The organism is Pseudomonas sp. 10S4, assembly GCF_034344865.1.
In the GTDB taxonomy this organism is placed as follows: domain Bacteria; phylum Pseudomonadota; class Gammaproteobacteria; order Pseudomonadales; family Pseudomonadaceae; genus Aquipseudomonas.
This window is the reverse complement of record NZ_CP133774.1, coordinates 5,561,756-5,587,220: the sequence shown is the minus strand read 5'-3', so window position 1 is coordinate 5,587,220 and position 25,465 is coordinate 5,561,756. Positions and strand designations below refer to the sequence as shown.

At 60.1% G+C, this 25,465-nt stretch carries 18 protein-coding genes and 4 pseudogenes; 6 read left to right on the top strand and 16 right to left on the bottom strand.

Annotation, left to right across the window (positions count from 1 at the left end; genetic code table 11):
- Nucleotides 1-48 precede the first annotated feature (48 nt).
- From RHM58_RS26250 to RHM58_RS26240, 3 genes are all read left to right on the top strand, one after another.
- Nucleotides 49-699: a DsbA family oxidoreductase gene (locus RHM58_RS26250; RefSeq protein WP_322268634.1), complete on the top strand. Its 651-nt coding sequence runs from the start codon at nt 49-51 to the stop codon at nt 697-699.
- Nucleotides 696-1,835: an FAD binding domain-containing protein gene (locus RHM58_RS26245; protein ID WP_322268633.1), complete on the top strand. Its 1,140-nt coding sequence runs from the start codon at nt 696-698 to the stop codon at nt 1,833-1,835. Before RHM58_RS26250 ends, RHM58_RS26245 begins: the two co-directional genes overlap by 4 nt.
- A 425-nt stretch (nt 1,836-2,260) precedes the next feature.
- Nucleotides 2,261-3,475, top strand: a complete 1,215-nt coding sequence (locus RHM58_RS26240) for an MFS transporter (protein ID WP_322268632.1) — start codon at nt 2,261-2,263, stop codon at nt 3,473-3,475.
- Here the strand turns inward: RHM58_RS26240 and hutC are convergent.
- The 9 genes and pseudogenes from hutC to hutH form a co-directional block, all read right to left on the bottom strand.
- The gene (gene hutC, locus RHM58_RS26235; protein ID WP_322268631.1) at nt 3,460-4,197 is read right to left on the bottom strand and encodes a histidine utilization repressor; all 738 of its coding nucleotides are present in this window, start codon (nt 4,195-4,197) and stop codon (nt 3,460-3,462) included. The two genes, RHM58_RS26240 and hutC, sit on opposite strands and share 16 nt — an antisense overlap.
- A 3-nt stretch (nt 4,198-4,200) precedes the next feature.
- Nucleotides 4,201-5,334: a histidinol-phosphate transaminase gene (gene hisC / locus RHM58_RS26230; RefSeq protein ID WP_201255166.1), complete on the bottom strand. Its 1,134-nt coding sequence runs from the start codon at nt 5,332-5,334 to the stop codon at nt 4,201-4,203.
- Nucleotides 5,331-6,133 (bottom strand): annotated as a pseudogene (locus tag RHM58_RS26225) (amino acid ABC transporter ATP-binding protein). The gene hisC and the pseudogene RHM58_RS26225 overlap by 4 nt, the downstream one beginning before the upstream one ends.
- Nucleotides 6,134-6,222: 89 nt before the next feature.
- Nucleotides 6,223-6,894, bottom strand: coding sequence for an amino acid ABC transporter permease (locus RHM58_RS26220; RefSeq protein ID WP_201197641.1), 672 nt, complete (start codon nt 6,892-6,894; stop codon nt 6,223-6,225).
- Complete coding sequence (locus tag RHM58_RS26215; RefSeq protein ID WP_201197642.1) at nt 6,891-7,550, bottom strand: amino acid ABC transporter permease; 660 nt, start codon at nt 7,548-7,550, stop codon at nt 6,891-6,893. Before RHM58_RS26215 ends, RHM58_RS26220 begins: the two co-directional genes overlap by 4 nt.
- A gap of 73 nt (nt 7,551-7,623) precedes the next feature.
- Complete coding sequence (locus RHM58_RS26210; protein WP_322268630.1) at nt 7,624-8,460, bottom strand: transporter substrate-binding domain-containing protein; 837 nt, start codon at nt 8,458-8,460, stop codon at nt 7,624-7,626.
- A gap of 101 nt (nt 8,461-8,561) precedes the next feature.
- Entirely contained in the window at nt 8,562-9,938 is a 1,377-nt protein-coding gene (locus RHM58_RS26205) for an FAD-binding oxidoreductase (RefSeq protein ID WP_201255164.1), read from the bottom strand.
- Nucleotides 9,938-11,076 (bottom strand): annotated as a pseudogene (locus RHM58_RS26200) (alpha-hydroxy acid oxidase). Before RHM58_RS26200 ends, RHM58_RS26205 begins: the two are co-directional and overlap by 1 nt.
- Nucleotides 11,077-11,197: 121 nt before the next feature.
- Nucleotides 11,198-12,727, bottom strand: a complete 1,530-nt coding sequence (hutH, locus tag RHM58_RS26195) for a histidine ammonia-lyase (protein WP_201255162.1) — start codon at nt 12,725-12,727, stop codon at nt 11,198-11,200.
- A gap of 410 nt (nt 12,728-13,137) precedes the next feature.
- Here hutH and RHM58_RS26190 point away from each other — a divergent pair, with 410 nt between their 5' ends.
- Entirely contained in the window at nt 13,138-14,103 is a 966-nt protein-coding gene (locus tag RHM58_RS26190) for an isopenicillin N synthase family dioxygenase (protein WP_201255161.1), read from the top strand.
- 154 nt (nt 14,104-14,257) lie between these two features.
- Here the strand turns inward: RHM58_RS26190 and RHM58_RS26185 are convergent, their stop codons facing one another.
- From RHM58_RS26185 to phbB, 5 genes and pseudogenes are all read right to left on the bottom strand, one after another.
- Complete coding sequence (locus RHM58_RS26185; RefSeq protein ID WP_322268628.1) at nt 14,258-15,583, bottom strand: OprD family porin; 1,326 nt, start codon at nt 15,581-15,583, stop codon at nt 14,258-14,260.
- A 53-nt stretch (nt 15,584-15,636) separates the two neighbouring features.
- On the bottom strand, nt 15,637-16,290 hold the full coding sequence (locus RHM58_RS26180; RefSeq protein WP_201255159.1) for a hydrolase: 654 nt from the start codon (nt 16,288-16,290) through the stop codon (nt 15,637-15,639).
- Nucleotides 16,291-16,433: 143 nt separating this feature from the next.
- A pseudogene (phaC, locus tag RHM58_RS26175) lies at nt 16,434-18,136 on the bottom strand (class I poly(R)-hydroxyalkanoic acid synthase).
- A gap of 94 nt (nt 18,137-18,230) precedes the next feature.
- On the bottom strand, nt 18,231-19,409 hold the full coding sequence (locus RHM58_RS26170; protein WP_322268627.1) for an acetyl-CoA C-acetyltransferase: 1,179 nt from the start codon (nt 19,407-19,409) through the stop codon (nt 18,231-18,233).
- 57 nt (nt 19,410-19,466) lie between these two features.
- The gene (gene phbB / locus RHM58_RS26165) at nt 19,467-20,213 is read right to left on the bottom strand and encodes an acetoacetyl-CoA reductase (protein WP_201255156.1); all 747 of its coding nucleotides are present in this window, start codon (nt 20,211-20,213) and stop codon (nt 19,467-19,469) included.
- Nucleotides 20,214-20,454: 241 nt separating this feature from the next.
- Between phbB and RHM58_RS26160 the strand changes: the two genes are divergently transcribed.
- On the top strand, nt 20,455-21,492 hold the full coding sequence (locus RHM58_RS26160) for an AraC family transcriptional regulator (protein ID WP_322268625.1): 1,038 nt from the start codon (nt 20,455-20,457) through the stop codon (nt 21,490-21,492).
- Nucleotides 21,493-21,592: 100 nt separating this feature from the next.
- Here RHM58_RS26160 and RHM58_RS26155 read toward each other — a convergent pair whose 3' ends face one another.
- Nucleotides 21,593-23,974, bottom strand: a complete 2,382-nt coding sequence (locus tag RHM58_RS26155) for a DUF3141 domain-containing protein (protein WP_322268624.1) — start codon at nt 23,972-23,974, stop codon at nt 21,593-21,595.
- A gap of 242 nt (nt 23,975-24,216) precedes the next feature.
- Between RHM58_RS26155 and phaP the strand changes: the two genes are divergently transcribed.
- Nucleotides 24,217-24,786, top strand: coding sequence for a TIGR01841 family phasin (gene phaP / locus RHM58_RS26150; RefSeq protein WP_322268623.1), 570 nt, complete (start codon nt 24,217-24,219; stop codon nt 24,784-24,786).
- 35 nt (nt 24,787-24,821) lie between these two features.
- On the opposite strand, the pseudogene phaR reads toward phaP, so the two are convergent.
- Nucleotides 24,822-25,342 (bottom strand): annotated as a pseudogene (phaR, locus tag RHM58_RS26145) (polyhydroxyalkanoate synthesis repressor PhaR).
- Nucleotides 25,343-25,465 lie beyond the last annotated feature (123 nt).

The following is a 25,465-nucleotide window of genomic DNA, read 5'->3' as shown; positions in this document are numbered from 1 at the left end:
GTGCACAGGCCTAACGTGAAGGCCTGGACACATTCAACGGAGAGCCTCATGAAACCTCAAGCGCCCCTTGCTGACATCCAAGTGACTTATGACTTCATCTGCCCCTGGTGCTGGATTGGCGGTGAGCACCTGGATCGCGCCCTGGCGGCGACCGACCAGTCGGCCTCGCGCCACATCACTTACATGCCTTATCAACTGAACCCGGACATGCCGGCACAAGGGATGGACCGCAAAGTCTATCGCTCGGGCAAGTTCGGCAGTTGGGCGCGCAGTCAGGCCATGGATGCTCAGGTCACTCAGGCAGGCCGCGCAGTGGGCCTGGTCTTTGACTATGAGCGTGCCGAGAGAACCCCCAACACCCTCGCAGCACACCGGCTGATCTGGCGTCAGCAGCAGTCGGGTCTGGCGGCCTCTGGTTTGGTCCGGGCGATTTTCAAGGCCTATTTCGGGCAAGGGCGTGACATTGGGGATCTGCAAGTACTGGCCGACATTGCCGGTGAAAATGGCCTCGATCCGGCGCTGATCCTGAGCTTCCTGAAGTCCGATGAAGGTCGCGCGCAAGTACTGGCGCTGGACGCTTCGGCGAAAACCGGTGAGGTGCGTTCCGTCCCGCATTTTCAGATCGGCACAGAGAGCATCACCGGCGCACAGCCGGCGGCCATTATCAGCCACAGTCTGCTCGCGGGAGAACGCTCATGAGCCCTGCCAATGCCCGGAAGGCGCTGGTGATCGGCGGCTCCCTCGGCGGTTTGTTCGCGGCCACGGCGCTGCGGGCGATCGGTTGGCAAGTCGAGGTCTATGAGCGCTCACCCAAGGCGATGGACAGTCGCGGTGGCGGGATCGTGCTGCAATCGGATGTGCTCCAGCACCTGCGTTTTGCCGGGATCAATCCGGCCAAGGCCTTGGGCGTGCGCTCCCACGACCGGCTCTATCTCGATCGTCTTGGCGCGGTGCTCCATCAACAACCGATGCCGCAGACCCAGACTTCCTGGAACACGCTCTACAACACATTGCTCGCCGGGTTACCGGCCGAGCATTATCACCAAGGGATGAAACTGCTCGACTTCACCCAGCACGACAAACGGGTCACGGCACGGTTTGAGGATGGCAGCAGCGCCGAAGGCGACTTGCTGGTGGGCGCCGACGGCGCCGGTTCGACCGTCCGTGGTTTGTTGTTACCGGGCATGGAGCCCTCGTATTCGGGTTATGTGGTGTGGCGCGGTCTGATCGATGAGTCGCGCCTGCCCGAGTTCGCCACGGCGCAGATCTATGAGGACTTCGTGTTCCAGCATGATCCCGAGTCGATGATGCTGGAATACATGGTGCCGGGCATCGATGGATCGACAGCGCCCGGTGAACGTCGCTTCAACTGGCTCTGGTATCTGAAAGCAGAAGCAGGTGCGCCGCTGGATAAGGTACTGACAGACCGCGACGGTCAGCGCCGTCGTTACTCCATTCCACCCGGTGCACTGGCGACAGAACAGGAGGCGTGGATTCGCGCCCAGGGCGAGGCATTGGCCAACCCGGCCTTTCGTGAGCTGATTCGTCAGACTGAGGATATTTTCGTCCAGGCAATCATCGATTTCAGCGTGCCGCGCATGGTTTTTGATCGCGTCCTGCTAACCGGTGATGCCGCGTTTGTACCGCGTCCGCACACTGCGGGCAGCACCGCAAAAGCCGCGGCGAATGCGTTGGCGCTGGCCGGGGCACTCGCCGGCAAAACTGATCTGGATGCAGCGTTGCAAGTTTGGCAGCGCCAGCAACTCGTTGAAGGCCGGCGTATGGGCGAGTGGGGCGTACGGATGGGGAACGAGATTATGGGTATTGGCCGATAGTCTTTTTTGAGGCGCTAGGGCTCTCGCCAGACACTCATTCCCGGCACGTTGTTACCAATTCTCACGCAGTGGTGCGGAAAAACTCATCAATTCTCAGAATGGATGAGCTTTTTTTGCCGATTTTTAAGGAGATCCAGTGTTTTCGCGGTGTTCAGACCGTTCGGGGCATGGCTTTATGAAGATGGCCATAAGATTGCATAGGCATGTACATACAACCTAATGCATTGTTCACAAATCCGTGGTTCGACACAGAACCAATGTGGGAGCGGGCTTGCTCGCGAAAGCGCACTGACAGTCAACGTTGATGTTGGATGTGCTGGCCTCTTCGCGAGCAAGCCCGCTCCCACAGTTTATTTTGTGCGAGCCTCCCTGAATCCCGAGAGCAGACGGTTATGAAAACCAACATTTTTCCAGGATGGTATGTCGTGTTCGCAGCGCATCTGCTGCTCGCGCTGATTTTTGGCGGTGCTTACTCCTTCGGCGCGTTTTTCTCGCAGATTCAATCCAACTTCGCTGTCGGGAGCTTCTCGGTTGCGTCGGTGTTTTCACTGACAGCCTTTATTTACTACGTGGTCGGAGTGTTCTCCGGTTCTCTGGCGGATCGCATTTCTACCCGCTGGGTGGTCTGCTCCGGGATTATTTCGCTGGCACTGGGCTTCTTCCTCGCCAGCCTGGCCTCGGGTTCGTTGCAATGGTTTCTGCTGTGGTTCTGCTCCTTGGTCGGATTGGGCGTCGGGCTGGTGTATGTGCCGACGGTGGCTGCGGTGCAGCGCTGGTTCATCAAGCACCGCAGCAAGGCGTCGGGAATTGCGCTGGCAGGCACCGGGGTCGGGACGTTTGTCGGACCGACTGCCGCCGGGCTGTTGATGCAGCATTTTTCCTGGGAAACGACGATGCAGATTTTCGCCGCGACCATTCTGGTCGCGGGATTGCTCGTGGCGGTTCTGGTCAGGGGTAATCCGCAGTCGCTGGGCCTTTTACCGGATGGCCTCGACGCCACTTCGGCGTGCGCCGGGCAGCAGGCGAAACCTGGTGGCATGCGCTTGGCCGAAGCGGCCGCCACAGGGCGATTCTGGTGGTACTTCGGGGCGATTTTCTTTGGCTCGGTCGGGCTGTTTCTGGCGCTGGTGCACATCAATCCCTACGCTCGCCAGTTTGGAATGTCCGCCACCCAGGCCAACCTGTTGATCGGACTGATCGGTGTGGGCAACGTCGGCGGCCGGCTGTTCCTGGGCAGCATCGGTGACCGGATCGGCGCTCGGCGTCTACTGATCGTCCTGACCTTCGCGCTGATGCTGCTCAATCTGCTGTGGCTGGGCGCTCATACCTTCGCCGCGCTGGCGTTGTTTGCCCTGTGTTTCGGTGTGGCCAACGGCGGCTGCATTTCCCTGTATCCGTCGGTGACAGCCAGTTGGTTTGGCACGGCGAACCTGGGGGCGATCCTCGGCGCGCTGTACATTTCGGTCGGGATCGCGGCGCTGATCGGCGGGAGTGTTGCAGGGCTGCTGTTTGACCTTTACCAGAATTACACCGCGTCAATCCTGCTCGGTGCGTTGTGTGCGCTGCTGTCCGTGGGGTTCATCCTGATTGCCGGTCGTCAGCCGCATCAGTCACTGGCTCAGACTCAACTGTCGCGGTGAGCGCCGTTCACCGGCAGGCGACTGCCCAGCCGATAGCGCGAGGACGGATGGGTCAGGCGCACATAAGTGACGATTTTGCTTTGGCTCCAGGTACGACGCACCAGGATCAGGCAAGGTTCATTGGCGTCGATTTGCATGTGCTTGCTCTCGTCGCTGCTCGGGTGCCCAGCCTCGACGATATGTTCCATCTCGTCGGGGCGGATGACCTGCAACAGATAACGCGCCGGTTGCAGTTGTTCACCAAATTCTTGCAGCAGGAAGTCCGGCACCAGCTCGGGATTGACGTAGCGATCCTCGAACTGCACCGGCACGCCTTCTTCGCTGTGCACGCAGATCAAATGAAACACCGACGAACCGGTGGGCAGCGCCAGGGCGGCAGCCACCGGCATCGACGCCGCTTCACGGCCCAGGTGCAGCACGCTGCAGGAATAACTGTGCCCCCGCGCGATGATTTCGTCGGCGATATTGGTGATGCGCAGCAGGTTCGATTGCGGCTTGCTTTCGGCCACAAACGTCCCGACGCCGGAGACCCTTACCAGATGGCCTTCTTCCGTCAGCTCGCGCAAGGCGCGGTTGACGGTCATGCGTGAAATGCCCAGCTCTTGCACCAGGCGATTTTCCGACGGGATCAGGTCCCCGGGCTTCCATTCGCCACTGCGCAGCTTGTCTTGCACAAAGTCCTTCGCGCGCCGATAGAGGGCTTGCGGTGCATTTTTGATCATGGGTCAGTCCGCGTCTTTTTGAGCGGCAAGAACACTTGCCAGGGCTTTGAGAAAAAGGTCGTTATCCTCACAGCTACCGATGGACACACGCAAGTACTGTGTGTAGCCGTCTTCACGCCAGGGTTTGAGGATCACGCCCTTGCGCAGCAAGGCTTGATTGATGGTTTCAGCCGGATACGGCGTGCTGAAGTACAGGAAGTTGGCCATCGACGGGGCCGGACTCAATCCCATGTTTTGCAGGGCGACCACCATATGCCGCCGCTCGTGGGCGACATGGGCGAGGGTGGCCTGCAAATGCTCTTCGTCTGCCAGCGCAGCAATGGCCGCAGCCTGGGCTACGCGATTGATGTTGAACGGGGTGCGCAGGCGGTCGATCAGGTCGGCCAGCAGCGGATCGCTGACGATGCCGTAGCCGATGCGCAACCCGGCCAGGGAGTAAGCCTTGGAGAAGGTGCGCAGCAGGATGAACGGCTTGCCGCTGGCCTGGATCAACCCAAGGCAATCGGGGTAGTCCGCCTCGAAATCGGCGTACTCGTAATAGGCCTCGTCGAACACCAGCAAACACTGCGCAGGCAGTGCCGCCAACAGCTGTTGCAACTCATCGGCGTCCAGAGTGCAGCCGACCGGGTTGGACGGGCAGGAAAACATCAACAGGCGGGTTTTCGGCGTCAGCGCCGCAATCATCGCCGGCACGTCGAAGCGACCTTCAGCCGTCATCGGCACCCCCGACACCCGGGCACCGGCAGCGATGGGGTAGATGAAGTGCAGGCCGAACGACGGCACCACCGTGACCACTTCATCGCCATGGTCCAGAAACACCCGGCTGATGATGCTCAGCAAATCTTCAGAACCGTTGCCGAACACCAGCTGATTGCCCGGCACGCCGAGTTTCGCTGACAGCGCCGCGCGCAATTCCAGGCAACTGGCATCCGGGTAAAGGGCGATGCTTGAGCAGGCTTTGGCCATGGCGGCGGCCACAGCGGGCGCCGGCCCCAAAGGGTTTTCATTACTACCCAGCTTGGCCACACGGGTCAGGCCGAAGCGCTGGCGCACGGCTTCGCTGCTGAGGCCGGCGTTGTAGCTGGCGAGGTCGCGCACTTGTGGGCGAGCGAGGAGTTGCAGTTCAGCAGCGTTCATACCAGTGAGGCCTCTTTGTTGTCCTGCCAGAAGGCATTGCGATCCAGATAGTTCTGCAGAAACTGCTGCAGGCGCGGGTGTTCGCTGTTGTGGAAGATTTGCTGCGGCGTGCCTTGGGCCACCACTTGTCCCTGATCGAGGAACACCACCGAGTCGGCGACCTGCGCCGCAAAGCCCATTTCATGGGTGACCACCACCATGGTCATGCCTTCTTTGGCCAGGGTCTTCATCACTTGCAGGACTTCCCCCACCAGTTCCGGGTCGAGCGCCGAGGTCGGCTCATCGAACAACATGATGTGTGGCTCCATCGCCAGCGCCCGGGCAATCGCCACGCGCTGTTGCTGACCGCCCGAAAGCTGGATCGGATAGACATCGGCCTTGTGCGCCAGGCCGACTTTGTCGAGCATCGCCAACGCACGCTTGCGCGCTTCGGTAGAAGACAGCTTGCGTACTCGCAGCAAGGCTTCGCTGACATTGCCCAACGCAGTCATGTGCGCGCCACAGGTTGAATCGCCTGGAAGACCATGCCGACGTCTGCCCGAACCTGATTGATCTGGGATTGCGCGGCGCGTTTACGACCCTTGCCGTTATCCGGCATGAAGCCGAGCAACTGGCCTTCGATATGGATTTCGCCTTCGTCATATTCTTCGAGGAACGCCATGCTGCGCAGCAAGGTGCTTTTGCCCGAGCCTGACGGGCCGATCAGGCACACCACTTCGGAATGCCGGACCTGCAGGTCGATACCTTTGAGCACACGCAGGGTGCCGAAGCTCTTGCCGACATTGTGCAGGCGCAACATGGGTTGCGAGTCGCCGGGGAGTTGTTCGGGAGTCTTCATGGGGTCACCTTGTTTCGGGACGATGGGTTTCAAATGACGTTGTAGATCGTTCATTGCGCCTGCCTGCTCATGAAGCGTCCGACTCGCGTTTCCAGGTACATCCCCAGGCGCGAACAGAACTCGACCAGCAGCAGGTAGCCGATACAGAGCACCAACAGGGTTTCGACGAAGGCGAAGGTTTGCGAGCCGATGCCGGTCATGACCATGGTCAGTTCCGGGATGGTGATGATCGACAAGACGGCGGTTTCCTTGCACAAAATGGTCACCAGGTTGACCAGCGCCGGCAGGATCATCACCAGCATCTGCGGCACCTGGATACGCAGGATGCATTGCCAGCGGGTGATGCCCAGGCAGTCGGCCGCTTCCAGTTGACCGCGGGCTACCGACTCGAAACCGGTGCGGAAGATCTCCGCGAAATAGACGCTGCCATAGATGCCCAGTCCGAGGACACCGGCCGGAATCGGCTCCAGGCTGAGGCCGAACGACGGCCCGCCGTAGTACACCAGGAACAGCTGGACCAGAAACGGCGTGCTGCGGATCACTTCAATGAACGCTCGTAACGGCGCCCGAATCAGGTTGTTGCCAAACAGTTGCGCCACGGCAATCAACAAGCCGAGGAACAACCCGAGCACGACGCCGGCGGACCAGGTGCCGAGGGTGACCGCGAAGCCTTGGGCGATGTCATCGAGGTGCTCGGTGATGATCCGGTAATCGAAGATCATGAGCGTTGCTCCTTCATGCGTCGCTCCAGCAGACCGCCGCAGAACGCCAGTGGAATGTTGATCAGGCAATAGAAGCCGGCCAGCATCAGGTAGTCCTGAACGAACAGGTAATCGCTGGCCGCCAGGTTCTGCGCGGTGCGGGTCAGGTCAGCGAGGCCGACCACCGACACCAGCGAAGACGCCTTGATCAGCAAGATCATTTCGTTGACCAGCGCTGGCAGGGTCAGGCGCACGGCTTGCGGCACGCGGATGCGGATCAGCATTTGCCCGGTACTCATGCCGAGCAGTCCCGCAGCCTCTAACTGACCACCGGGAATGGCGAGGAAACCACCGCGCAGGATCTCGGCGATGTAGGCCCCGGCGCACAACGACAGGCTGATGATTGCGGCCGTCAGCGGCGACACGTTCGGCAGGCCGACCCGTGGCAGGAAGTAATAAACGAACAGCAATTGCACCAGCAGCGGAATGCCCCGGAACACGAAAATGTAGCCGCCACCCAAACGTCGGAACAACGGCACCGGCGACAGGCGCAGGCTGGCGACCAGAATGCCGATGAAAAAACCGATCACCAGGGCGGCGGTGGAGACTTCAAGGGTCACCAGCAGGCTGGTCAGCAGCAACGGCAGGTTCTGCAAAAACAAAGGCCAATCGAACATCGCGGCGACTCCAACTCAGTTGATCGCCGGCCAGGACTGGCCGGCGATCAGGAGCTCCAATGAACAGGCGGGTTTACCAGGTTGGGGTGAAGTCGGCTTTTGGCACGTCCATCTCGGCACCCAGCCATTTTTTCTGCAACGCAGCGAGGCGACCGTCGTCGTGCATTTTCAGCGGCGCGGCATCGAGGGCGGCGATCAGGCTGTTGGCGTCGTCATCCTTGCGGCCCAGGAAGGCGAAGTAGGATTTTTTGCCGAATGGCGGAAGGATCACTTTGAACGCCTTGCTACGCTCGGCGGCAACGTAGGAGATGTTCGGCAGCGAGTTGGCAACCGCAACGATGCGCTTGGCCGCCAAGTCGGCGTAGGCCTGGTTGTTGTCGACGTATTCGCGGATCGTGACTTTCTCTGGCAGCGTGGCAGCGAAGGTCTTGAGCTCTTCGAGTTGCGCCGAACCTTTGCCCGCACCCACGGCCTTGCCGGCGATGTCTTGCGGTTTGGTGATGGTGGTGTCGCTGGCGCCGACCATCAGTGCAACGGTGGCTTCAGCGATCGGCAGCATGAAGTGATAACGCTCTTTACGGGCCTGGGTCACGATGATCGGGCCTGCGACCATGTCGAATTTCTTCGCTTCAAGCCCTGGCAATACGCTGGGCCATGGCAGGTCGATGAACTTCACCTTGACCCCCAACTCCTTGCCCAACTGATCGAACAACTCTGAGTTGAGGCCTTTCTGCTTGCCGTTATCAGTGAAATCGAAAGGCGCAAATTGCAGCTCGGTACCCACCACCAGTTCACCGGCTTTTTTTACATCCGCCAGTTGATCAGCGTGTGCAGCCAGGGACGCGACAGTCAGGGTCAGAGCGAGGCACAGGCCGTTGAATCGTTTACTGAATAGAGAATCGAGTTGCATGGTGTCACTCCTTCAGGGGATACAGCGAGGTTGGGTGTAAGTCCTGCGGTGATTCAGGAGGGCAACAGCAGTTAACGTGCCACTCCGGTATATACAGGCTCTCAGCCGAGGATTTTTCCCGGGTTGAGAATGCCGTTGGGGTCAAAGCAGTCCTTGAGTTGGCGCATCACCGCGAGGGCTTCGGGGCCGACCGAGTGATGAAGAAACTCGCGCTTGAGCAGGCCGATGCCATGCTCGGCCGAGACCGAACCACCCAGCTCGCCGACGGCGCTGTAAACCAGCTCTTCTATTTCCAGAATCGGCGCCGGCTGCGGCAAAGACTGGCAGTCCACGGTCAGGTGCAGGTTGCTGTCACCGATGTGTCCGAAATACACGCTGCGGTTGCCCGGCCAGCGTTCTTCCAGACGTGCGCGGCAACGCTCGACAAAGTCGCCGATAAGGCCGATGGGCAGGCTGACGTCGAAGTTCAGCGGGGTCATGCGGGTCGGGAATTCACCGGTGGCTTCACGGATTTTCCAAAGCCCACGGGCTTGGGTCTGGGAGCTGGCGAGCACCGCATCGAGCACCTCACCGGCGCCGAACGCTTCTTCCAGCGACGCTTCGAGTTGATCCTGCGGGCCGGCCGATTCGAGCAGCACGTACAGCGGATGGTCCAGCGACATCGGGGCGGTTGCGTTTTCCAGCCAACTCACTCCGAGACGGAAGAAGTCTTGCCACATCAGTTCATAGGCTTGCGGCGTGCCGACGCTGCGCTGAATCCGCCGCAACAGGCTGACGGCACTGGCGTAGTCGGGTAGGGCGCAGAGCAAAGTGCTGGTCTGGCCCGGTTGCGGCGCCAGCTTCAACACCGCGCGGGTAATCACGCCCAAGGTGCCTTCACTGCCGATGAAGCACTGTTTCAGGTCATAACCGCAGTTGTTCTTGATCATTTTGTTGCGCAAATCGAGTACCCGGCCATCGGCCAGAACCACCTCCAGCCCGAGCACCAGATCGCGGGTCATGCCGTAGCGAATCACCGCGTTGCCACCGGCATTGGTGGCGATGTTGCCGCCGATCTGGCACGAGCCTCGGGCACCCAGATCCAGCGGAAAGACAAACCCTGCGTTGAGCGCAGCTTGCTGGATCTCCTCCAGCGTGGTGCCGGCCCACACGCTGATGGTGGCCGCCGCCGGGTCAATCTCTTCAATGCCGCGCAGGCGTTCCAGGGACAAGGCGATGTCGCTGGCCCGAGGCACCGCGCCGCCAGCCAGCCCGGTCATGCCGCCCTGGGGAACCACCGCTTGTTTGGCCGCGTTGCAAATTCGCAGGGCGCTGGCGACGTGCGCGGTGGTCCGGGGTAACAACAGCGCAGCGGGGCAGGCCGGGGCGTGGCCGGTCCAGTCGCTGTAGTGGCGTTGACTGATATCGGCGCCAGTGATTACCGCGTCGTCACCCAGTGCCTGACGCAATTGTTCGAGGGTGTGTTGTAGATCGGTCATCAGTTCAACTCACGGTCAGGGGAAGTGGCGGTTGTCGTGATCAGTGCACGACGATCAAGTTGCTTAAGGTCCGGAGTGCCCAGCAAAGACAAGGCCAGGCGCAGCTCTTGCGCCAGCAGATCGAGGGCATGACCTGCACCTGCCTGTCCGCCGACGGCGACTCCATAAAGCGTAGATCGCCCCAGCAACACCGCATCGGCGCCGAGTGCACAGGCTTTCAGAATGTCGGTGCCGCGACGTATACCGCTGTCGAGCAGCAAAGCGAGTTTGCCTTTGGCCACGGCGGCAATCGCTGGCAGGCAGTCGAGGCTGGCGGGAACACCGTCCAGTTGCCGGCCGCCATGGTTACTCACCACTAATCCGTCGAGCCCCAGGGCCACGGCTTTCTCGGCATCTGCCGGGTGCAGCACGCCTTTGAGTAACAGCTTGTGCGGCCAGCGTTCGCGCAATCGGGCGAGGGCGTCCCAGTCGAGCCCGGTGTCCATCTGGCTACCGATGAACTGTGCGGCGCCTTCGATGGTGCGTTGTCCGGGTGGTAGATAACGTTCGATGTTGCCGAGAGTCGGCAGACCGTGCGGCCACAACGCCTGGGCCATCCAGCGTGGATGACAGAGCACGTCAGCTTGTTGCGCAGGCTCAGTTGCCGGGGGCGGACGAAATTGCGTCGATCCCATTCCCGATTGCCCAGCAACACCGCGTCGCTGGTCAGCAGCAGGGTTTTGCAACCGACCGCATCGGCACGTTGCAACAGGTCTTCACGCACGGCGGGGTCGCGCAGGCAATACAGTTGAAACCAGAGATTTACCTCGGGCACTGCCGCTACCACATCCTCGAGGGAACTGGTGGAGACGGTGCTGAGGGTGAAGGGCAGGCCACGCTCCGTTGCGGCCCGGGCCAAGTGAATATCGGCGTCGCGATAGAGCATGGCGTTGTAGCCAGTCGGCCCGATGGCCATTGGCAGCGGCAGGTCTCGCCCGAACAGCGAACACCGGGTTTGCGTGGTCGCGCAAGGCATCAAGGTGCGGGGCAGCAAAGCGATGTCGGCGAAGACCTGGCGGTTTCGCCGCAACGTCAGTTCTTCCTCGGCGCCGCCTTCCAGGTATTCCCAGGCGAAATGCGGCAAGCGTCGCCGTGCCATTGCAGCCAGTTCGGCAATGCTCTGTGCCCGATGAATATCCGACCCTGAATAGTAGCGACGCATGGCGATCCCTTTGGCGTGATGAAAGCGGCGCAGACAGGCTGCGCCGACGAGTTTGCGATCAGGCGTACAGGCGTTCGGCAGGCAACCAACGCTCGAACCCGGCACCTTCCACCCAGGCGCGAGCGGCCACGATGTCCGGGGCGAAGTAACGGTCTTCGTCGTAGTGCGCGACTTCGCTGCGGATCATCGCCAGGACTTCACCAAGTTTTTCCGAGGTCTTGAGCGGGGCATGCAAATCCACGCCCTGAGCTGCACCGAGCAGTTCGATCGCCACCACGGCGCTGCTGTTACCGGCCATATCCAGTAGGCGACGGGCCGCGAAGGTTGCCATCGACACGTGGTCTTCCTGGTTGGCCGAGGTCGGCAGACTGTCGACCGACGCCGGGTGCGCCAGGGTTTTGTTTTCCGACGCCAGCGCGGCAGCGGTCACTTGAGCGATCATGAAACCCGAGTTCAGGCCACCTTCGCGCACCAGAAAGGCCGGTAGGCCGGAGAGCGCCGGGTCAACCAGTTGGGCAATCCGGCGTTCCGAGAGCGCACCGATTTCGGAAATCGCCAAGGCCAGTACATCGGCGGCCATCGCCACCGGTTCGGCGTGAAAGTTGCCACCCGACAGCACGTCGCCGTCAGCGCTGAACACCAGCGGGTTATCCGAAACTGCGTTGGATTCACGCAAGAACACACCGGCAGCAAAGCGCAAATGGTCCAGGCAGGCGCCCATGACTTGTGGCTGGCAGCGCAGCGAATACGGGTCTTGAACCCGCGTGCAATCGATATGCGATTGACGAATTTCACTGTTCGCCAGCAGTTCGCGGTAGTACAGCGCCACATCGATTTGCCCCGGCTGACCGCGCACGGCCTGGATGCGAGGGTCGAACGGCACATCGGAGCCTTTCAAGGCTTCCACGCTCAGACTGCCGGCCACTACGGCCGCGGTGAACAGTTTCTCGGCGGCAAACAACCCGCGCAGCGCCAGAGCCGTGGACACCTGGGTGCCATTGATCAGCGCCAGACCTTCCTTCGGCCCCAGCACCAGTGGTTCCAGACCGGCAATCGCTAGGCCTTCGATGGCGTCCATCTCACGCCCGTTATGACGGACGCGGCCGACACCAATCAGCACCGCCGACATATGCGCCAACGGCGCGAGGTCACCCGAGGCGCCGACCGAACCCTGAGACGGAATGCACGGATAGACCTTGGCGACATACAGCTGAACCAGTGCTTGAATCACTTCCCAACGGATGCCGGAAAAACCCCGGGCCAGGGACCCAACCTTCAACGCCATGATCAGGCCGACACTGGCGTCATCGAGCAGCGGACCGGTGCCGGTGCAGTGCGAGAGCAACAGATTGCGCTGCAACTTGGTCAGCGACTCGGTCGGGATCTTCGTTCTGGCCAGCAGGCCAAAACCAGTATTGATGCCGTACACCGTGCGTTCGTTGGCAATGATCTGGTTCACGGTGCGGGTGCTGGCCTCCACGGTTTCGCGGGCCTGCGGGTCCAGTTCAATGGCGCATTGCTTCTGATAGATGACGCGCAATTGATCGAGGGTGAGTTGACCGGGTTTGAGCAGCAGAGGTGTGTGCATTGCAATGTCCTGGGGCAGTGGTGGGTGGAATAGGCAGCTATATCATCCTGTATATACAGGTAGAGCAATATGCGGGCCAAAATTACCGTTACCGTCAGAGATGCGCGTTTCAGACACGCGCTGTGCAGGTTTTAAAAAGCCCGTCGGCTTGCCAGCCTTTGAATGTGTAACCGAAAGCTGCACCAAATGCGCGCTCGGCGCACACTGTTGGGGCGTATGGAAACCAATGAACACTGGAGATTAGATCGAGTCTGGATTATTGAACAACCAACGCGGGCCTTGGCGTATGGGGATTGGTGAAACGGAATCGGGGAACGGCACAGTAAATGCTTTTAGCTGTATATACAGGTAGCTCGCTGTTGAGTCAGATACCTGATCAACCACCCAGCACCATGACCCCAGGAGTGAGCATGTCTTCTACTATTCATCTGCCTCTGATCGATATGTCCGGTGTCCGCGAAGGTGACAAGGCGAGTATTCGTCGAGCCGCCGACGCCATTCGAACCGCCTGCTGCGACATCGGCTTCTTCTACATCATCAATCACGGGGTACCGCAGCCGGTGATCGACCGGGCAATGTCGGCCGCCGGAGAATTCTTTGCCTACCCGGCCGAGGTCAAGCGCCAGGTAGCGGTCAACAAACGGCATCGTGGCTGGCACGCGTTGGGCGGGGCGACCATGTACGAAGCCACCAAACCCGATCACAAGGAATTTTTCAGTATCGGGCTCGAACTGGACGAGGATGATCCCAGCGTGCTCGCCGGTGAGGCGCTGCGTGGGCCGAACCAGTGGCCGGAGTTCATGCCATCGCTGCGTGAGGCTTTGGCCGATTATTACCGGGAAGTCGCCATGGCCGGAGCCGATCTGTTGAGGGTGGTGGCAGTGGGGCTGGGCATTGACGAAGATTTTTTCACCGACAAATACACCAAACCCTTGCAGCGCACCCAGATGGTCTATTACCCACCGCAACCGCCCCAGGCTGAAGCGGATCAGTTCGGGGTAGCGCCGCACACTGACTACGGTTGCATCACGTTGCTGTATCAGGACAACAGTGGTGGTTTGCAGGTCCGTGAACTGGGCTCCAACCGCTGGATCGATGCCACGCCGATCCCCGGCAGCCTGGTGGTGAACGTCGGTGACCTGTTGGCGCACTGGTCCAACGATCGTTTTCGCTCAACGCTGCATCGGGTAATCAACACCTCGGGCCACGAGCGCTACTCCATCGCCACGTTCTACGACCCGACCTATGGCGCCAACGTCGATCCTTGCGACTTGGGCATCGACCCGGCGCAGAGCCTGTATCCACCGGTGGCGGCGGGGGATTACATCCTCAAGCGGATCGATGACTCGATGGCGTATCGCAAAAAGCAGGCATAAGCCTGAGGATTGAAATGCACTCCTATGGGAGCGGGCTTGCTCGCGAAGAGGGCGTGTCAGTCGACATCAATGCTCACTGAACCACCGCTTTCGCGAGCAAGCCCGCTCCCACAGGTTGTGCGCCTTAACTGACTGACGTTTGGCATAGCGCCAATCAAAGGTGACCGAAGTTCAGCGGGTACTGAACCACGACATAAACCCTGTCGATGTCATCGCCCGCCTGGGCGGTGTTGGCCCGATGCGACACATGGGACAGTTGCAGAGATAAGTCCTTAGCCGGGCCGGATTGCACGACGTAGCGCAAATCGATGTCGCGCTCCCAGTGTCGTCCGCCATCGCCTTGCTGGGGGTCGTACTCGCCGGTCGCTGCGTCGAACGGGTTGTAGGCACCGCCCTTGGGCGCATGGGTGCCGTCGATGTCGCGGCCGGTCACGTAACGGGTCATGAACTTCAGCCCGGGAATGCCGAATGCTCCCAAATCGAGGTCGTAGCGAGCTTGCCAGGAGCGCTCGTGGGCGCCGTTGAAGTCGGCGTACTTGATCGAGTTCGCGAGGTAAATGGAGTCGCCGCCGACGAAATCGAACGGGGTGTCGCCATTGATTTGCTGATAGGCCAGGGTGAATCCATGCGCGCCAAGGGTGTACTTGCCCGACAGGCTGTAGGCCGTGTTTTCGATTGCTCCCGCCAGTGCCCGGCCGGTGTCTTGCGTGTGATAGAGATTGGCGTCGAGGAAAACATCCGATTGCTTCAGGTGCAGATTGCCGTAGTACTGGTGCCAGGTGTCGCTCAGTTCGGAGGCGTACAACGCGCCGCCCAGCGGGCTGTTGGTGAACAGGTCGGCGCCGAGAAAGCTAATGCCGCCCGCCTCAGTGTTGGCACCGTAACCGTAAAAGTCGCCCTTGCTCGATGAACTGTCCTGGTTCTTGAACGCCGTGAAGTGCCCGGCCACCAGGTTCATTCCGTCGATTTCCCGGCTGTTCATCAGAAAACCCGTGGCGTACTCCGGTTGCAGGCGTTTGTCCGAGGTGTCGAACACCGGGGTTTCCACGGTCATTTCACCGAAGGCCAGGGTGGTGCGGGACGCCTTGAGCTTGATCGCGCCGCCGCCACTGGAGTAGTTGCTTTCGCTGCGGCCATCATCATCAACCGGCAGTAATCCGGTGCCTGAATGTCCTTTGCCGCCGTCGAGCTTGAGCCCGAGAAACGCGTGGGCGTCGAGGCCAAAGCCAATCGTGCCGTCGGTGAAACCGGATTCAAAAGAGCTGATAAACCCTTGAGCCCACTCCTGTTTGTAGCTTTTTCCGGAGGGCGAGGGTGAGCGGTAGTCGCTGTTGAGGTAGAAGTTTCGACTCAATACACCCAGCGTCGCGCCCTCCAGGAAACCTTGCGCGGTGGGTGCCGGTTCATCGGCCAGGACGGTGCCGGCGAACAGAATCGTCATGGCGGCGAGGAATTTACAGTTTTGTGCAGAAAAGGTCATGGGCGATCACCACGAGGCAGCGACTGCGCAGGACGCGCAGTCGCTGTTGTTGCTTAATGGCCTTCGGAGGCGCCGAACATGGTCTTGGCGTAGATCAAGCCCAAGCCATAAGAACCACCATTGGCGATCGAGGTTTTCACGGTTTCTTCGTAAGTCTCGGTACGCGCCCAGTCACGTTGCAGTTCCAGCAGGTATTGCAGCGACGTCATTGGGCGGGCGCCGAGCTGGACCATGCGCTGTATGGCCATTTCATGGGCTTCGATGGAAACATCGCCGCAAGCATCGGCGATGAAATACACCTCGAAACCCTGGTCGATGGCCGACAGGGCCGGGCCGACGATGCACACCGAAGTCCACAGGCCGGCCAGGACGATTTTCTGCTTGCCGAACTTGTTGACTTCAACGGCGATGCGCTCGTCTTCCCAGGTGTTCATGCTGGTGCGGTCGATCACGTGGTGTTCCGGAAACACCGACTTGATTTCGTCGAAAATCGGCCCGGAAAAACTCTTCTCGGCGACGGTGGTGAGGATGGTCGAGACCTTGAAACCACGAGCAGCCTTGGCCACCAGTGCGGCGTTGTTGCGCAGGGTCACGGCATCGATGGACTTGGTCGCAAAGGACATCTGCGACTGGTGGTCGATCATGATCAGGGTGTGGTCGGTTGGGGTCAGCAGGGTTTTACCGGGCGCTGCTTTTGCAATGGCCATCACGAGGTCCTTACGGGGGTGAGTGAAGGGCCATGGTTGCGCAGATTTGGGCGGGGATATTGAGTCGGTGTGCTGTGTTTGGTTTTTTGCGGGATAAGGCAGTCAGCCCTGCGCGATGCTCATTCATCGCGCCGGGCTTCACATCATTGCTTCACATAGCGCCCCGGCGCCGATTCGATTGCCGGGTAACGGGTATTGCCGGTATGCAGCACCGAAGGTTGGCGCTCCCCGGCGTGACTGGCCAGCCAGACGCACCAGTCATTCCACCAGCTCCCCGGGTGCTGATCTGCATTTTTGAACCAGGTGTCCGGGTTTTTGCTGACGCGATTGTTGGTCCAGTAATGACGCTTGTGGTTGGCCGGCGGGTTGATCACCCCGGCGATATGCCCCGAGGCTCCGAGCACAAAGCGCTTGGTCCCGCCCAGCAGGTTGGTGCTGGCGTAGGCGCTGCGCCACGGCACGATGTGGTCGTCATGGGTGGCGAGGATGTACGCCGGCGCCTCGATGGCTCGCAGGTCGAGTTTGACCCCGCAGCAATTCAGTTCGCCGGATTTCAGGTCGTTTTGCAGGTAGGTGTGGCGCAAGTACCAGCAATACATCGGGCCGGGCAGGTTGGTGCTGTCGTTGTTCCAGAACAACAGGTCCAACGCGATTGGCTTCAGGCCCTTGAGGTACTTGTCGACGTTGTAGTTCCACCACAGGTCATTGGGGCGCAGCAGCGAGAAGGTGTTGCCCATGTCCTCGCCCTTGAACAGGCCGATGGGGCCGTCCTTTCCGCCAATGGTGCGCTCGCGGTAAGCCACCAGTTGTTCGTCGACGAAGATGTCGATGGGGCCGGTGTCGAGGTAATCGAGGAAAGTGGTCAGCAGGCTGACGCTGGCGATTTCTTTATCACCGCGCGCGGCCAGGACCGCCAGCGCCGTGCTTAATAACGTGCCGCCGATACAGAAACCGACGCAGTTGGGGCGTTGTTCGCCGCTGATTTCGCGGGTCACTTGCAGGCCCTTGATGATGCCGGTTTCGATCAAGTCATCCCAGGTGGTGTTGGCGTGCGCCTGGTCGAAGTTGCGCCAGGACATCAGAAACACCGGGTGCCCTTGCTGCAAGAGGTGGCGGATCATCGAGTTGTCGGGGCGCAGGTCGAGGATGTAGTACTTGTTGATCGACGGCGGCACGACGAACACTGGGCGCCGGTACTGGGTTTCGGTTTGCGGGTAGTACTGAATCAGCTGGAACAGTTCGTTCTCGAACACCACTTCGCCGGGCGTGGTGGCCAGGTCGTCCCCGACCTTGAAGGCGTTGCTGTCGCACTGACGCATCTTGCCTTCTTTCAGGTCGCTGGCCAGGTGCAGCAACCCTGTGAGCAGGCTGGCGCCCTGGGTCTCGACTACCCGTTGCAAGGCATCCGGGTTACTCGCCAGGAAGTTGCTCGGGGCACCGGCGGCGATGGCTTGCTCCACCAGATACAGCAGGCGCTGGCGCGGTTTTTTTCCTTGATCGGCAGCTTGTCCAGCAGCTTCAACAGGAACCCGGCGTTGAGCAGGTAAAACGCGGCGAGGGAACCGAACAACGGTTGACTCCAGTTGCCGCTGGCAAATCGTCGGTCCTCGAAGGTAAACGGCTGGCCGGTCATCAGGCGTTGGCCGAGGTCGCCCCATTGCAGCTGGTAGTCCGATTGCAGGCTGTCGAGGGTGCTGTGAGGCAGGTCGAACCAGTCGTTGTATTCATGCCCTGTAAACCATGGATTGGTGCTGACCCACAGGCGTAATTGTTGCACTGCAAAGGACGCAATGAACGGAACCTGGCCAGACCAGTAGGTGTTGAAGGTGTGCGCGTTGTTATCCATGGAGCTCCTTGCCCACAAAGATAAACCGGGCAGAAAAAGCGCGGCACCGCACGACGGTGCCGCGTCAGTAGCTAAGGCAAGCAGTTCGGTGTGACTAGCGCTCGATGACCAGGCTGACGCCTTGCCCGCCGCCGATGCACAACGTGGCCAGGCCTTTGTGGCCATCGCGACGGATCAGCTCAAACAACAGCGAGACCAGAATCCGCGCACCCGATGCGCCAATCGGATGACCGAGGGCAATTGCACCGCCATTGACGTTGACCTTGCTGGTGTCCCAGCCCAGTTCCTTACCGACCGCCAGTGACTGGGCGGCGAAGGCTTCGTTGGCTTCGATCAGGTCCAGGTCCGTGAGATTCCAACCGGCCTTCTCCAGTACCAGGCGGGTCGCCGGGACCGGGCCGATGCCCATGATCGATGGGTCCACGCCGGCGCTGGCGTAAGCCTTGATCCGCGCCAGAATCGGTAACCCCAACGCCTGAGCCTTGGCGGCACTGGCCAGCAACAGCACCGCGGCGCCATCGTTGAGGGTCGACGAATTGCCGGCGGTGACGCTGCCGTCTTTCTGGAACGCCGGTTTGAGTTTGCCCAGGGACTGGAGGCTGCTGTCCAGTCGTGGCTGTTCATCGGTGTCGAAGGCCAGCGGCTCACCCTTGCGCTGGGGAATCAGGATCGGGGTGATTTCACGCTTGAAGTAACCGGCCTCGATGGCCGCAGCGGCTTTCTGTTGCGAGGCGGCGGCGAAGTTATCTTGTTGCTCGCGAGTCAGGCTGTACTTCTGCGCCAGATTCTCCGCAGTAATGCCCATGTGGTAGTCGTTGAACGCATCCCACAAACCGTCCTGGATCACGCTGTCTTGCAGTTGCGCATGGCCCAGGCGCAAACCGGTTCGGGCCTTGGGCAATACGTAGGGCGCCAGGCTCATGTTTTCCTGACCGCCGGCAATCACCAGTTCGGCGTCACCACAGCGGATCGCCTGGACCGCCAGTTGCACAGCCTTGAGGCCCGAGCCGCAGACTTTGTTCAGGGTCATCGCGGGGGTGGTGAAGGGCAGGCCGGCCTTGATCGCGGTCTGGCGTGCCGGGTTTTGCCCTGAACCGGCGCTGAGCACCTGGCCGAGGATCACTTCATCGATTTGTTCACCGCTGATGCCCGTCTGTTCCAGCACGCGGCGAATCAGCGCCGCGCCCAGCTCAGTGGCCGGTATCGCGGACAAGGCACCCTGGAAGCTGCCGATGGCGGTACGAGTGGCGGCAACGATTACGACTTCGTTCATGCGTGACCTCATTAGAATTTTGTCGAGCGGGAGCAGGGCATCCATGCCCTGACAGGCCTACTGCATGTTCATGCCGCCGTTGACCGAGAAGTCGGCACCGGTGCTGTAGGCCGATTCATCAGACGCCAGCCAGGCGACGATGGAGGCGATTTCTTCCGGTTGGCCCAGGCGCCCGACCGGGGTGGCGGCGATCATGCTGTCGAGGATGTCCGGGCGAATGGCCGCGGTCATGCTGGTCTGGATGTAGCCCGGCGAAACCGTATTGACGGTCACGCCCTTGCCCGACACTTCCCGCGCCAGGGCCATGGTGAAACCGTGGATGCCGGCCTTGGCCGCGCTGTAGTTGGTTTGGCCGAACTGGCCGCGCTGACCGTTGATGGAAGAGATGTTGATCACTCGTCCCCAGCCCTTGCTCAACATGCCTTCAATCACCTGTTTGGTGGTGTTGAACAAGCCGCTGAGGTTGGTGCCGATCACGGCGTTCCAGTCTTCGGGGGTGAGTTTGCGAAACGAGGCGTCCCGGGTAATGCCGGCGTTGTTGACCAGCACGTCGACCGGGCCGAACGTCTCCCTGACCAGCTCGAAAGCCTTGCGGGTCGACTCCCAGTCGGTGATGTCGCCGTACACAAACTCGAATTCATAGCCCGCCGCCAACTGGCTCGCGGCCCACTCGTTCTTGCGGCTGGAGTTGGCGCTGCAACCCACCACAACCTTGAAACCCTCCTTGTAAAGACGCTGGCTGATCGCCGTACCAATCCCACCCATACCACCGGTTACCAATGCAATACGACCAAGCGACTTCATAGACTCCTTTCCTTTTTTCTTTTGCGTTGCAAGATAGGAGGATTGTTCGGTATTGGCGGGGGCTGCGGAAGTGTTGTGAGGTGACTGTCTGGTGTCCAACGGCGCCACGGCTGGCTAAAAACGAGGAGTACCTATACTGGGATCAACACTCACAACCGAGCGCCCCGTTATTATTTGATTCAGTGCAGATCGGTTATGGCTCCGGACAGGATGTTCGGTTCCACAGGTCATTGAGGACGCCATGTATAGAATGAGTTCAGGCTATGCCAGCGTGCTGGTCAATACGCTCTCGGCTCAAGGGCTTGATGTCGCCAGTCTGTGCCTTGAGGCTGGACTGGATATTAATCTCGCCAACCAACCCGGAGCGTTTTGTGAGCGACGTGCGATCTATCAATTGTGGGAGCTGGCCGCACAGGCCAGCGGTGATCCCGACATCGGCTTGAAGGCCTATGGCAACTTCCATCCCGGCAGTTTTCAGATTGTCGGCTACACCATGATGTCCAGTCTGAACCTGAAAAAAGCCCTTGAACGGTTGGTGCGTTTCAGCCCGTTGATCGGCACCGGATTCAGCCTGTTCTTCATGGCCGAGCAGCAGAACTACCGATTGGCCGCGCTTGATCATCAGCAGGCCGGCTCGGTCAAGCCCCGGCAATATGTCGACGCTGGCCTGGCGTCTTTGATGGGTTTTTGCCGTTGGCTGGCGGGCGGTAAATCGCCGCAACCGCTGAATGTGGAGTTCAGCTATCCCGAACCGGAAAACACCTCCGAACATCGGCGTTTGTTTGGCTGCAACCTGCAGTTTGACGCGGCCTACGACAGCATTCTATTCGACGGCCAGGAGGTGTTGCGTCCGTTGAGCATGGCCAACGAGGCACTGGCGGTGCTGCACGAGAATTTTGCCGAAGCGCAACTGGACCTGCTGTTTGGTTTCTCGATTGTCGGCAGGATTCGGGCGTTGATTACCGAGCGGTTGAGCCAGGGCCAAGGGCAATGGGATATGGAGTCGATCGCTGGGGAGTTGAATATCAGCAAGCGCACCTTGCAACGAGCGCTGGAAAAGGACGGGACGCAATTCAAGGACGTGCAGAACGCGGTGCGCCGGCAATTGGCCGACTTCTATCTGCGCCATTCTCATTTCAACATGAAGCATGTGGCGTATCTCCTTGGTTTTCATGACCACAGCAGTTTTAACAAGGCTTGCAGCCGCTGGTTTGGGATGACGCCGGGGCAGTATCGGGCGGATGAATCCTTCGAGGTCGAAGTAGCCGCGCCGGTTTGAGTTTGGCTTTTTAAGATCAAAAGATCGTCCGAACGCGGCCCGAGCCTTCGGCAGCTCGTACAGAGGATGGTTTCTGTCTGTAGAAGCGCCGTGGCGGGGTTTATTTGGTGGTTGGTTTTTTGGCCTTTTTTCGGAGCTTGGCGGGTTGGTGCGTTGGGACTTCGACCTTGGCGACGGGCGCAGGCACTGGAGGCGCTGCTTCCACAGGGACATCCGCTTCGCCCGGCGGTTGGGTCAGGTTGAAACCGGGCAGGGGCACTTCAAGCAGGGTATGGAGTTCGCACCAGAAAGCGTGCCCGGTCGCGGTATCGCTCAGCAACGCTGGCAACAGGTTGGCGACGGCGGCCAATACCTGCTGACGTTCCTCCGTTTCGGGCAGTAACAGCGGCAAGCTGTGCAGTGCTTCTTGCGGGTGAGTCAGTACCAGCATTTTCTGGGTTTGCAGGGTTTCGCGAAGGTCCAGCGGTTCGGCACTGTGGTCTTGCAGCAACACCTGAAATTGCTCAAGCAGTTTCTCGATGTTGGCCTTGCCCGGCACGTCGTTGTCGCGCTCCAGCAGGAACAGGATGCGGATCAACGCTTCCATCAGCCCGCCAAGGGGCAGGGCGGTTTTAAGGTGTGCGAGCAGCTGTTTGTCGTGCTGCTCGGCGTGGGCCTGAAGATCGCGCGTCGGTGTGTTGCCACCAAGGCTATTGAGTGCGCCATACACGCCGTAGAAACACAGTTCCTGAGTCGCATCGCGCAGATCGCGGTAGCCGTTCAGCGCGTCCTGAATCTGGTTGGCGAACAATGCCTGCCAGGCCAGCAACGGATTGTCCGTGGCAGCGGGGCGACGATCCTTGCGAACTTGCGCGGCGCTGCCGGCCAGCCACCACAGCGCCGGGTTCAAACTGCTCCAGAGCACCTGCTGCTGATGGAAGGGATGGGTTTTGCGCATCAGCTCGGCGCTTGGCTCGTTGATCAACGGGCGCAACCACGGACGAACAAAACCGTCGTAGAGGCTGTTGTTGATGCTTGAGGCACGCTCGACCAAGGCGAATTCGCGATCATCATCGCGGGGCGGCGGCACATCGCCATGGATGTCGGCAATGTGCCGGGGCTCGAAACGCACGGTGTATTGCGTGTCAGGCAGATCCTCGATCAGCATTTCATAGAGCCCGGCGGGCAGGGCGTTGATGGTTTCGACTGCGCCCAGCAACTCACGGTGCTCACGTCGGGCGACTTCGCCGGAGACGAAGATGCCGAGATGGCCGATGCTGGCGTGACGCAGGTAGACGATGGTGCGCCCGGCGTTTTGCAGGGCGAGGTCGCTGGGGTACACATCGGCGATCCAGTCCAGCGCCTGTTGCGGCGAGGTGATGTTGTCGCCAAAGGAACAAAACACCACCACCGGCACTTCGATGCGCTTGAGGTCGAGCCCGCTGCTCTTGCGGCCCAAGCCGCCGGACAGCTGATTACCGATGAACAGATCGTCGACAATCATCTCGATTTCTTCGCTGTTGAGCAGCGTCGGGCTACCCCACCAACGTTCGAAATCGAGAAACCGTGCCGCTTCCGTGTCGACTTCGCTGAACAGGTGGTAATACTTGCCCCAGTAGGTGTTGGCCGGGTCGAGGGTTTCGAAATTACTGACCAGCCAGGCGCCGTCGAACCGATCGTTGCCCAAGTCACTGCCCAGACGCGCCATCCAGCCACCGCCCAGCAAACCGCCGGTGTAGCGCATCGGATTGCGCCCGTTGACCCCGGCCCAGTACGACAACGGCGCGCCGTTGACAATGATCAGCCCCGGCAGCTCTGGCCGGGTTGCCGCCAACCCCATCAACGCCCAGCCAGCCTGGCAGTTGCCGATCACCACCGGTTTGGCACTGGCGGGATGCCGGGCGCTGACCACTTCGATGAACTGCGCCTGTGCCTCGACGATATCCGCCAGGGTTTGCCCGGGGCTTGGCGAGTGACTGAAGCTTATGAAGTAGGTGGGATGACCGGCGCGCAGGCTTTCGCCGATGACCGAATCCTGTTTGAAGCCGCCGATCCCAGAGCCATGGCCGCCGCGCGGGTCAATGATGATCACCGGTTGCTGGTTGTCGACCGATTGCTCGGGGCTGCTGAGGATGCGTAATAGCGAATAGTTGACCGGGCGCGCCAGGTTCGCGCCGTTGAGCAGGGTTTCATGGTCGAACTTGAGCAACAGCGGAAAGCCTGCGCGTTCATGGGCCAGGGTGTTGTCGCCGCGCTGGCGCAAGGTGTCCCAGAACAACAGGCTGCGTTGGCTCAGGTCAGTGAAGTATTCCTGCCAGTGCGCTGCAGTGGGTTGTTTGAGCTGACCCTGACTTAGCGGCGCGAAGGTTTTTGCCTGGCGCTGGTGCACGGCGTCGAGCACGTTGCGAGTGTTGAGCCGTTGCAGGTGATTCAGGTGCTCGAACAACCCGTCTGCCGTGGGAAGTGCTTCTTCTTGCGATGCAATAATTTCTTCCTGGCCCATGGTGATCTCCTGAGACTGTGCGGGGAGTCGTCAGCCAGACTAGCAATGGCTAGGCCGATCATCGGATTTCACGAGTCTATAGCGAATCACCGCGCAGGGAACACCGTTTATTTTGCAGTGCACAAAATATCCGTTGCCAAACGGTTTTGTGCACTGCAATATCAAGGCTATCGCGATGACTGCCCGGATTGCTGTCGCGTCCTCAGGCCTGAATGGGCCTTCCAGTACCAGGAGATTTCAGCATGTCTTTTTTCAACTCGGAAAAACTGCAAGCCACTCAGAAAGCCAACCTCGACCTGTTGCAGCAAATCAGCGGCAAAGTCTTCGCCAGCGTTGAGCAACTGAGCCAGTTGCAGTTCAAAGCACTGCGCGACTCCACCGAAGAACACTTCGAAGGTGTGCGCAAGCTGCTGGCGGTACGTGATCCACAGGGCTTCGCTGATTTGCAGGCATCGTTCACTCAACCGAGTGCGCAAACTGAGCGTCTGGCCGAATTCAATCGCCAGGTACAAGCACTGATCGTCGGCACCCAGTCGGACATCGCCAAACTGACCGAACGTCAGGTCGAGGCCGGCACTCAGCAGGTGAATGAGTTTATTGAGTCGATCAGCAAGAATGCCCCGGCTGGCTCCGAGCCAGTGGTCGCAGCGTTCAAGTCGGGTCTGGCGAATGCCAGCACTGTGTTTGAGAGCGCACAGAAAGCCGTAAAACAGGCGTCTGATGTGGCTCAGAGCGGTTTCGACGCAGCGACTGCTGCCGCCGGCAAAGCCGCTCCAGAAGCGGGCGCTAAGGCCACCAGCGGTAACAAGTAAGTCAAATCAGGCTGGCGGCACCGATGGCGATGGGATTATTCCCCATCGCCATTTTTTTCGGGTCGCTATCGGGGGCAGGTTTGGCGCCGAACATGCCGAACATGTTCTGGGTATTGAGGTACAACGCCTTGGACTGGTCGACATACTGGCGCATCAAGTCCTGCATCACCGGCGCCTGCTGGTGCATGAAGGTGCTCCAGGCCTCGGTCGACTGGGCGCCAGTCTGGGACTGGATGTCGATGACGGTCTGGATGCTTTTATCCAGGTAGCTGCCGAGCACGCCTTGATACGGGCCGTAGAACTGGATGATGCCCATCAGCATTTCGCTGCTGAAGATCGGCTCACCACCGCTTTCGGCTTCGAGAATCACCTGCAGCAGAATACTGCGGGTCAGGTCCTCGCCACTTTTAGCATCGACCACCTGAAACGGGACTTTATCGACCACCAATTGACGAATATCGGCCAGGGTCAAGTGGCTGCTGGTGTGGGTGTCGTACAGGCGGCGATTGGGGTATTTCTTGATCAGGCGGGGAGTGTTCCGACTGTTATCTGTCATGCGGGGCGTCTCGTGGCGAGCCTGATTTAAAGGCATCTTAACCTACTATCGCCAGTGTCGCGGGTTGGTGTCGGAGGAGGTCTGACTATCCGAGTCCCTGTAGGCGCGAGGCTTGCCCGCGAA